The following is a 6,439-nucleotide window of genomic DNA, read 5'->3' as shown; positions in this document are numbered from 1 at the left end:
GCTTCGACCAGTGAGTCAAGCTGAGTTAGGTCATGGCGGTTTGCGCCCGTCAGGATGACGCCGAGCGGGATGCCTTGCGCATCGACGACGATATGGTGTTTGCTGCCGAGTTTGCGCCGGTCCGTGGGGTTTGGGCCTGTTTTTTCCCCGCGTACAACGCGCGAACGGAGGAGCTGTCGACCAGTGCTCTGGCCAGATCGAGTTGGCCTCGACGGCGCAATTCCGCCAGCATCGTTTCGTGCATGCGTTGCCATACGCCCGCTTTATGCCACTCGTCCAGGCGCCTCCAGCAAGTGGAGCCCGACCCGCAGCCCATTTCCTGCGGCAGCAAATTCCACGCGAGGCCTGCGCGCAGCACGAACACAATGCCTGTGAGCACGGCGCGATCAGGTATTGGCTTGCGTCCTGCATACCGGCGATTGCGCGGCGCAGCTTCGGGCAGCAGCGGTTCGATCAGTGCCCATAATTGGTCGTCTATAAGTTCCTTAGGCATGGCTTCCTGTCAGGGAAAACAAGACAGAAGTTAACACCCGAGCCAAAAAGTTAACAGCCCCTTTTCGTAATTTCGCAACAGTCTCTTAGGGTAGAGCGGTTAAAGCGTTCTCTTTGCTTCGTTTCTTTGTCGCTAAGGACCAAGAAATGACGTGCCGCCACGCACAGTGGCTAACAGTGCTAAAGAAATTAGCCAGCTCAAGCAGACCACTAAGGCCGAAAGCAGCAACCCGGCACTGACCCAGACCGCTAACTCTGGAACCTGGCAACCCGGCACCGACTCCGACCACTAACCTCGGAACCCACCATCACCCCATACCCGTCCACCGGTGCGAACAAAAAAATAACGCCCGCTTGCGCGGGCGTCAAAAACACTAGTAGCCTTCTGGCTATCTCATCTCACAGAACCCAAACATCTCCCCCCGAACAACCTTCAATGCTTGATGTCTGCAACGAGCGGATCGCTGGAATAGGTATAGGCGTAAGCGTAATCATAAGTCCCCTTACGTCCACCGCTCTTGGCCGGCATGGCATTCAACACCCCACCCACAACCCTGGCATGCGCCCGCTTAAGCTTCTTTAGCGAATCAGCAATGTTCTTTTCCGAGTGAGCACCCGAACGCATGACCAGCACGGTAGACCCGGCCAAACTGGCAATAACAGCCGCATCCGGCACCGCAAGCAACGGTGGCGTATCAACAATGACCAGGTCAAACTGCTTCTCAAAAGCCTGCAACAGCGAAGCAAACCGTGCTGACGTCAGAATCTCCGACGGGTTAGGCGGATGAGCACCCGAACCAATGAAGTGCAACCCATGCACACCCGTCTCACGAGCAGCCATCTCGAAGTCGGTCTGCCCGGTGAGCAGCTCAGTCAGGCCGCCATGCGAAGACCGCCCAAGATACTGAGCCAGTCGTCCACGCCGCAGATCAGCATCGATAAGCAGCACGCGCTTGCCAGACTCAGCGAGCAGCGCGGCAAGATTGGCGGACAAGAAACTCTTGCCGTCGGACGGCGCCGGACTCGTAATGGCAATCACCCGGTTAGGCGCATCGACAAGCGCAAATTGCAACGTCGCCCTAAGCCCACGAAGCCCTTCAATCGATGTATCGAACGGGTGGGTCGTTGAAAGCAAAGGCTGCGTGGCACTACGCGAAGCCGGCAATACCGTCGCGTTCTGAAGCGGCATCGCCACCGGCGTCTTCGCAGAAAGACCAAGTATCGAACCGAGCCCATCGCTCACCGACTGCGTACCCAACCGCTTGATGCCAGTAGCCGCCCCCTTCGCTGAGGGCAGGGCGACAGGATGATCAAGCCGTACGCGATCAAGCCTGGCTTGCTCGGCACTGAACGGAATGGCACCGAAGATCGGCAGGTTAAAGCGGCGCTCAACCAGATCCGGATCGTCCACACCCGCAAAAAATGCACGTCGAACAAAGGCAAACACGACCCCCGCGATCACTCCAAGCAAACCGCCTGCAGCAATGATCAGCGCGGCCTTGGGCTTGATGGGCTGCGATGGTACAAGCGCCATGTCGATGATATGCACATTGCCCACCGTCCCTGCACGGCTGATCGACAATTCCTGGGTCTTGTTCAACAGAGCAACATAGATTTCGGAGTTGACCTTCGCTTCACGTTGCAGCGAAACAGCCTGACGCTCCGATCCCGGCAACGTCTTGAACTGGTTTTCGAAGCGCGACTTCTCTACATTGAGCGCGGCAAGTTGCGCATCAATTGCATGGACTTCATCAGCGCCATCGGTAAAGCGCTGCAGTAGTTGCACACGCTGCATACGCAACGCGGCGATCTGGCGTTCATAGTCAAGTCCGCCGGACAGATACGTCTGCGCTTCCTGCGTGGGCTGGAATGATCCCGCGGCGGTCTGAGATTGAGACAACGCGGTTTCGCTGGCGCGCAATTCGTCGCGTACTCGCGGCAGTTCGTTGTTCAGGAAGGTCAGCATGCGGCTCGCTTCTTCCTGCGCACGCTCTGTACGCTGCTTCAGGTAAGAAGCAGCCACTGCATTCGCCACTTCCGTAATGAAGATCGGCTGTGCGCCGCTATACGAAATCTGCACGATCCCCGTGTCCTTGCCTTTCTCTCCGACCTGCATGCCGGCACCAAAGGCCTGCACGGCTTCGAGCTGCGAGGCACGGGTAACGAAAAACTCGGTGCCGGGACGCGCAACCAGTTGGCTCACCATCAGCGTGACGCCATTGCCCGTTGCGACGCTACCGGTTTCTCCTTTGAGCAGTTCGTGATCCTCTGCATCGAGCAGCTCGAAGCGGCCTTCTCCAAGCGCACGCAACGTGAGACGCTGATCCTGCAGGATGGCCGGCACGTCCACCGAGTCCACCTTGAACTCTTCACCGCCCCAGGCGTATGAATCGAAGCCGAAGAGGGCGGGAAGGGGATGGCCCTTATGCGCGAACAACGACGTCACCCGGCCAATTACCGGCACGACATTCGAGGACGTGCCGAAGTTCAGCTTGAACTGCTCGACCACCGGGTCGATCACTGCCCGGCTCTTGATGATCTCGATCTCGGCGTCGGCATGCAGCGAACCGGCACTCGGCATCAACGCCGCGGCAAGCGAGGCCTGCGCGCTGTTGGGTGCGTTAGGATTGGGTGTGTCCACCTGCACCAGCGCATCTGCCGAGTACACAGGCGTCGACATCTTCGCGTACAGGACGGCGGCCAGCAGGATACTGAACGCAATGCCCAGCACCCACCAGATCTGGTCGACAATCATCCGCACCAGATCGCGCAGGACGAACTCTTCGTCCTTGGCCGGCGCCGGGGAATGTTCCAGCATTTCATAAGTACTCATGTCGCACTCCAGGCGTAACAAGTGACACGCGTGTTAGCGGGTGGTTTGTATGGTGTAGAACAGGGTCTGGATGGTCGGCGAGATCTGCTCGAGCACGCGGTTGAAACGAGCGGCGCTGGCAACCTGCACATAGACCACGTCACGCGGATGCAAGTCGAACTGCGTCATCAGCATCAGCGCGTCCACCTGCGTCATGTCCAGTTTGTACACACTGAGATCGAGCGGCCGCGCAGCCGGCGCCATGCTCCCATCGGCGGAGGTAGTGGCCGATGTCTTGAGCATGCCGCCCTTCGCGAACTGCTGGTCGGAGCCACGGATCACGTAGATCATGCGCGGATCGGCAGATCGAGGATCGATGCTGTTCGCGTTGGCAAGCGCGTCGGCGAGCGTCAGATGACCGCGGTTCATCGGCACGGTCTGCGGCTTCGCCAGTTCACCCAGCACGAACACACGGCTCTTGGTGCGATCCGGTACGTCGATGATGTCGTCATCCTGCAGCAACACATTCTGCTGGATGTCGCCCCGATCGAGCAGGGCGGCTACATCGACTGCGTAACGATGACCGTCGCGTGTGATGCCCACATTCTGCAGGTCGGCATCGGGATTCGCACCGCCCGAGCGGTTGATGGCGTCAATGACGGACAGCGGCACGTCGGTGATCGGCTGCGACGAAGGCTGCTTCAAGTCGCCGGTGACCTGGACCTGCTTGCTGTAGAAACCGGATATGCGCACGTCGAGCTGCGGATTGCGAATGGTCTTCGAAAGACCTTTGGTCAGGCTTTCCTGCAGTTCCTGCGCGGTCTTGCCAACCGCTTGCACACGGCCTACGCGCGGAAAGAAAATGGTGCCGTCGTTGGCTACGCGCACGGTTACGCCGCCTGCTTCGGGGCCGCTCGTGCCACCGGAGCTGCCCGTAGCGCCGCTCGCTGCACCGCCGCTCGCTGTTGTGCCTCCGGGTGTTGCCGAGGGCAGCGGCGGTACGCCCGCTGCGCCCGTGCTCGCGGAGATGCCGGCTGAGCTGAATTCGGGGTGATCCCATACCGTGACGCTGATCTGGTCATTTACGCCAATGTGATACGCGTACAGCTTGCGTGTGTCCTTGGTGAGGCAGGTCAGCGGGCATACGCTCGCAAGCGTTGCTTCGCCCATGCGCGGATGGGTCTCGAAGTACGTGACGTCGATAGGCTGGACGTGATACTTCACGCTCGCCTGGGCGACGCTTTCCGGTGACGCGGTCTGGTCCAGCCGATCGGTGTCGAGATACGGTCCGGGAGCGATCGCGCAACCGGTAAGCGATACTGTGAAGGTCACGCCAGCAAGCAGTGATACGAGTAGTTTGATATTCATATTAGTGGTTCTCGCGTTACGAATACGCTGAAATCTCCTCAGCGCAAAATCTCCTGCCCATCACCGCGCAGTGCGCGTAGGGGGTGCTTCCCGTGCATGACATGAGCGCCTTCGCAGCTCCGATCCCGGTATTACTCGCGTCTGGGTTTCTTCCCCGGTCCACCCATCGCAGCAACCACTCGAGACAACAGCTAACGCTCCCCGCCTGACTATCGGGCGGGCGTTCACACAGGAAGAACCACAGGGTGAAAGGCGCGCGGCAGGAGAACCACGTACCTCTGAAAAAATTTGTATCGACTACGTTGCTTTACCGCTTTGCCTGAGAATCTTCCTCACGGCTTCGACCGTCCGGGCTGCCCGAACTCGCCTGCAATGAAGTCAAGGTAAAAGCGCGCATCTGGCCGTTCGATATGGCATCTTGGCGTTTCCGGCGGGGTCGGTAAGTGCGCTTGCGCACGTAGACGTCTTAGTTCACACAAATACTTTTGCGTGGGACCAGCTGTTGGATGTGCTCCACGCGGGACTCCTGAACATCGTGCTGCTACGCTCAGAAGAACAACCAGGCGCGCCACTCTTCGGTTCAAATTCTTTTCAGATAATCGGCAATTCAGCATGCGCGACTCGAAGGAATAAATATAAAAATGCCTTCAACTCATTGCGAGCGTGCCGGTGCGTGGCGGTACGTGTCGACGCAAGGTCGAACGCAACAAGCCGGGTTGTATGGAGAACGTCATCGGCGCCAACGCCTGGATCAGGCGCGCGATCACGATCACGATTGCAGGAAGGGGTGAGCACGCGGTCGGCCGGGATGGCGATGAACCGCTTTCGGGGAGTCCGTTTCGCGAACTGCTGCGATGTCGGAAATTCCGCCGAACCTGAGGTTCATCCGAACGATCCAAACACCGAGGCCGATTCGCCAATAGCGCCCAAGGGTCGCATCAAGACAAAAGCGCCGAACACTCGAGGCCATGGCCTGGCTCCTTCACTCCTGCACCATGTCTCGTGTTCAGTGAACCGCTTCAGCCTGATGCAGACGCGGCAGGAGCCGGTCAAATTCGCGCTTGACGATGCCGTAGCATTCGCATGCGCGCGCCTCGAGGCCTTCGCGATCCAGGACCTTGATGCAGCCACGGCTGTGGTGGATCAGGCCGGCATCGTGGAGCTTGCCTGCGGCTTCTGTCACGCCTTCACGACGCACGCCCAGCATGTCAGCAATCAACTGTTGCGTGACTTGCAACTGGTTCGACGTTGTGCGATCGATTTCGATGAGAAGCCAGCGGCACAGTTGCTTGTTGAGCGAGTGGTGGCGATTGCATGCCGCCGTTTGCGCAACTTGCGTGAGGAGGGCTTGCATGTACAGCAGCATGAGGCGGCGCAGGAAGTCAGAGCGGCCAAACTGTTCACGCAGTGCGGATGCGCTCATGCGATAAGCGAAGCCCGGGCATTGCACCTGGACGCGCGTCGGCATGGTTTCGCCGCCAGTCAGTACCGGCACGCCGGTCATGCCTTCACGGCCAACTGCTGCGATCTCTACCGAACCGCCGTCTTCCATCGTATGCAGCAAGGAGATGATGGCGGTGGTGGGGAAATACACGTGATGAATACGTTGTCCCGAATCGCACAGCAATTGGTCGGTGCGAAGTTGAACCAGTTCAAGATGCGGCGTGAGGGCTTGCCATTCGTGTGCGGGAAGCGCACCCAACAAATGATTGCCGTGAAGGTCGGACTGAAGGGTCAGCATGATGTTCTTCTCTCGTAACTTTGCGC

Annotated in this window: 3 protein-coding genes and 1 pseudogene; all 4 read right to left on the bottom strand. The window is 59.0% G+C overall.

The features are described 5' to 3' along the window. Positions 1 to 493, bottom strand: a pseudogene (locus tag BSU04_RS44195) (IS5 family transposase); the annotation flags it as partial. Between the two features lie 432 nt (positions 494 to 925). Then, complete coding sequence (locus BSU04_RS44190; RefSeq protein WP_089166475.1) at positions 926 to 3,325, bottom strand: polysaccharide biosynthesis tyrosine autokinase; 2,400 nt, start codon at positions 3,323 to 3,325, stop codon at positions 926 to 928. A gap of 33 nt (positions 3,326 to 3,358) precedes the next feature. After that, the gene (locus BSU04_RS44185) at positions 3,359 to 4,672 is read right to left on the bottom strand and encodes a polysaccharide biosynthesis/export family protein (RefSeq protein ID WP_089166474.1); all 1,314 of its coding nucleotides are present in this window, start codon (positions 4,670 to 4,672) and stop codon (positions 3,359 to 3,361) included. Between the two features lie 1,006 nt (positions 4,673 to 5,678). Further along, the gene (locus BSU04_RS44175; RefSeq protein WP_089166472.1) at positions 5,679 to 6,413 is read right to left on the bottom strand and encodes a Crp/Fnr family transcriptional regulator; all 735 of its coding nucleotides are present in this window, start codon (positions 6,411 to 6,413) and stop codon (positions 5,679 to 5,681) included. Positions 6,414 to 6,439: the final 26 nt, after the last annotated feature.

This window comes from Caballeronia sordidicola, assembly GCF_002220365.1.
GTDB classification, from domain to species: domain Bacteria; phylum Pseudomonadota; class Gammaproteobacteria; order Burkholderiales; family Burkholderiaceae; genus Caballeronia; species Caballeronia sordidicola_C.
The sequence above is the reverse complement of the archived record's forward strand: the minus strand, read 5'-3'. Positions and strand labels throughout refer to the sequence as shown.

What these genes read in the sequence shown, in the direction of transcription:
- BSU04_RS44190 (WP_089166475.1), bottom strand. Translation starts at nt 3,325, where the DNA reads ATGAGTACTTATGAAATGCTGGAACATTCCCCGGCGCCGGCCAAGGAC.
- BSU04_RS44185 (WP_089166474.1), bottom strand. Translation starts at nt 4,672, where the DNA reads ATGAATATCAAACTACTCGTATCACTGCTTGCTGGCGTGACCTTCACA.
- BSU04_RS44175 (WP_089166472.1), bottom strand. Translation starts at nt 6,413, where the DNA reads ATGCTGACCCTTCAGTCCGACCTTCACGGCAATCATTTGTTGGGTGCG.